The following is a 2,677-nucleotide window of genomic DNA, read 5'->3' as shown; positions in this document are numbered from 1 at the left end:
TCTTCGCCAACCTCGCTGAGGCGGTCGCCGAGGGACGCGGGAAGGCCCAGGCCGCCGCGTTGCGAAAGGCGAAGACGGACACCGTCGCCACCCGCGCCCTCGGCTGGACCACCGGCGCGGCCCCCGGCACGTACCGCACCGAGAGCGTCCCAGCTCCGCAGCTGCGGCAGGGCGACATCGTCGCGGTCGAGGCCGGCGAGATCATCCCCGGTGACGGCGACGTGGTCGAGGGCATCGCCAGCGTCGACGAGTCCGCAATCACCGGCGAGTCGGCCCCGGTCATCCGGGAGTCCGGCGGCGATCGCAGCGCGGTCACCGGCGGCACGAAGGTGCTCTCCGACCGGATCATCGTCAAGATCACGCAGAGGCCCGGCGAAAGCTTCATCGACCGGATGATCAACCTGGTGGAGGGCGCCAACCGGCAGAAGACCCCGAACGAGATCGCGCTGAACATCCTGCTCGCCGCACTCACGATCATCTTCCTGCTGGCCGTGGTCACCCTCCAGCCGTTGGCGATCTTCTCGAAGGACTTCCAGGCCGCCGCACCGGACACCCCGGCGATCGCCGACGGCGGCGTGACCGGCATCGTCCTGGTCTCCCTGCTGGTCTGCCTGATCCCGACCACCATCGGCGCGCTGCTGTCGGCGATCGGCATCGCTGGCATGGATCGCCTGGTACAACGCAACGTCCTCGCCACGAGCGGACGCGCCGTGGAAGCCGCCGGCGACGTCAACACCCTGCTGCTGGACAAGACCGGCACCGTCACACTCGGCAACCGGCAGGCCGCCGAGTTCCTCCCGGTCGAAGGCGTCACCGCCGACCAGGTGGCCGACGCGGCGCAGCTGTCCAGCCTCGCCGACGAGACCCCGGAAGGCCGGTCGGTCGTGGTGCTCGCGAAGAACGAGTTCGGCCTGCGGGAACGCGAGCCGGGTCTGATGCCGCACGCCACCTTCGTGCCGTTCACCGCGCAGACCAGGATGAGCGGCGTCGACCTGACGCCCGACGCCAGTGTCGACGGCGGCGCCGTCGGATCGGCCCGGCGGATCCGCAAGGGCGCCGCCGCGGCGGTGATGAAGTGGGTACGCGAGCACGGTGGCCACCCGACCGAGCAGGTCGGGCAGCTGGTCGACGAGATCAGCGGCGTCGGCGGCACCCCCCTCGTCGTCGCCGAACACGTCGACGGTCAGCCGGCCCAGGCGCTCGGCGTGATCCACCTCAAGGACGTGGTCAAGGCCGGCATGCGGGAGCGCTTCGACGAGATGCGCCGGATGGGCATCCGCACCGTGATGATCACCGGGGACAACCCGCGTACCGCCAAGGCGATCGCCGACGAGGCCGGGGTGGACGACTTCCTCGCCGAGGCCACGCCGGAGGACAAACTCGCGCTGATCAAGCAGGAGCAGCAGGGTGGCCGGCTGGTCGCGATGACCGGCGACGGCACCAACGACGCTCCGGCGCTCGCCCAGGCCGACGTCGGCGTCGCCATGAACACCGGCACGTCGGCTGCCAAGGAGGCCGGCAACATGGTCGACCTCGACTCCGACCCGACCAAACTGATCGAGATCGTGGAGATCGGCAAGCAGTTGCTGATCACGCGCGGGGCGCTGACGACCTTCTCGATCGCCAACGACATCGCGAAGTACTTCGCGATCATCCCGGCCATGTTCGCCGGCATCTACCCGAGCCTGGACGCGCTCAACATCATGCGGCTGTCCAGCCCCGAGTCGGCGATCCTCTCGGCGGTGATCTTCAACGCGATCGTCATCGTCGCGCTGATCCCGCTCGCGCTGCGCGGCGTGCGCTACCGTCCCGCCGCCGCCTCGAAGCTGCTCAGCCGCAACCTGCTGGTCTACGGCCTCGGCGGCATCGTGGTGCCGTTCATCGGCATCAAGCTCATCGACCTCATCATCCAGTTCATCCCAGGGATCTCGTGATGCGCCTCCCGTCTTGGCTCTCCCAACACCTGGCCGCCCTGCGCGCCCTACTCGTCTTCACCGTCCTGGTCGGCCTGGCCTACCCCCTCGCCATGGTTGCTGTCGGCCGGATCCCCGGTCTCGCCGGCACGGCCGACGGTTCGATCATCGAGGTCGATGGCCGGCCGGTCGGCAGCTCCCTGATCGGGCAGACCTTCACCGACGCGGACGGCAACCCCGTACCCCGGTACTTCCAGTCCCGCCCTTCGGCGGCCGGCGACGGGTACGACCCCACCTCCACCAGCTCCAGCAACCTCGGTCCGGAGGACATCGTCGACACCATCGCCACCGACCCTGACGACTCGGTCCAGAGTCTGCTCACCCAGGTCTGCGCCCGCAGCAAGGCGATCGGCGAGCTCGACGGTGTCGACGGGCGGCGCCCGTACTGCACCTCGGACGGGGTCGGTGCCGTGCTGGCGGTGTTCCGCCGCGACGGCACCGGGCCGGTCGTCCGGGTGGTCAGCGTCAACCAGACCGCACCCGTCACCCCCTTCGTCGCCCGCTACGGCGGCGTGGCGGTGGAGCTGGCCCAACCCGGCGTGGACTACCGGGCCGCGGGGGCGACGATCGTTCCCGTCCGGGGTGATGCGCCGGCAGAGCCCGCGGTGCCTGCGGACGCGGTCACCGCCAGCGCCAGCGGCCTCGACCCGCACATCTCCCCGGCGTACGCCGATCTCCAGGTCGAGCGGGTGGCGCGGGAGCGC

At 70.4% G+C, this 2,677-nt stretch carries 2 protein-coding genes; both read left to right on the top strand.

What is annotated here, in order from left to right; genetic code table 11:
• Window positions 1-1,934, top strand: a 1,934-nt coding sequence (gene kdpB / locus AB0M52_RS32960) for a potassium-transporting ATPase subunit KdpB (RefSeq protein WP_363961754.1), incomplete at its 5' end; no start/stop codon positions are given.
• Window positions 1,934-2,677 (top strand): potassium-transporting ATPase subunit C (locus tag AB0M52_RS32955; protein ID WP_363961752.1); only part of this gene is annotated, 744 nt, incomplete at its 3' end. The genes kdpB and AB0M52_RS32955, both read left to right, overlap by 1 nt.

Source organism: Micromonospora sp. NPDC051296 (genome assembly GCF_040682255.1).
GTDB classification, from domain to species: domain Bacteria; phylum Actinomycetota; class Actinomycetes; order Mycobacteriales; family Micromonosporaceae; genus Micromonospora; species Micromonospora craterilacus.
The sequence above is the reverse complement of the archived record's forward strand: the minus strand, read 5'-3'. Positions and strand labels throughout refer to the sequence as shown.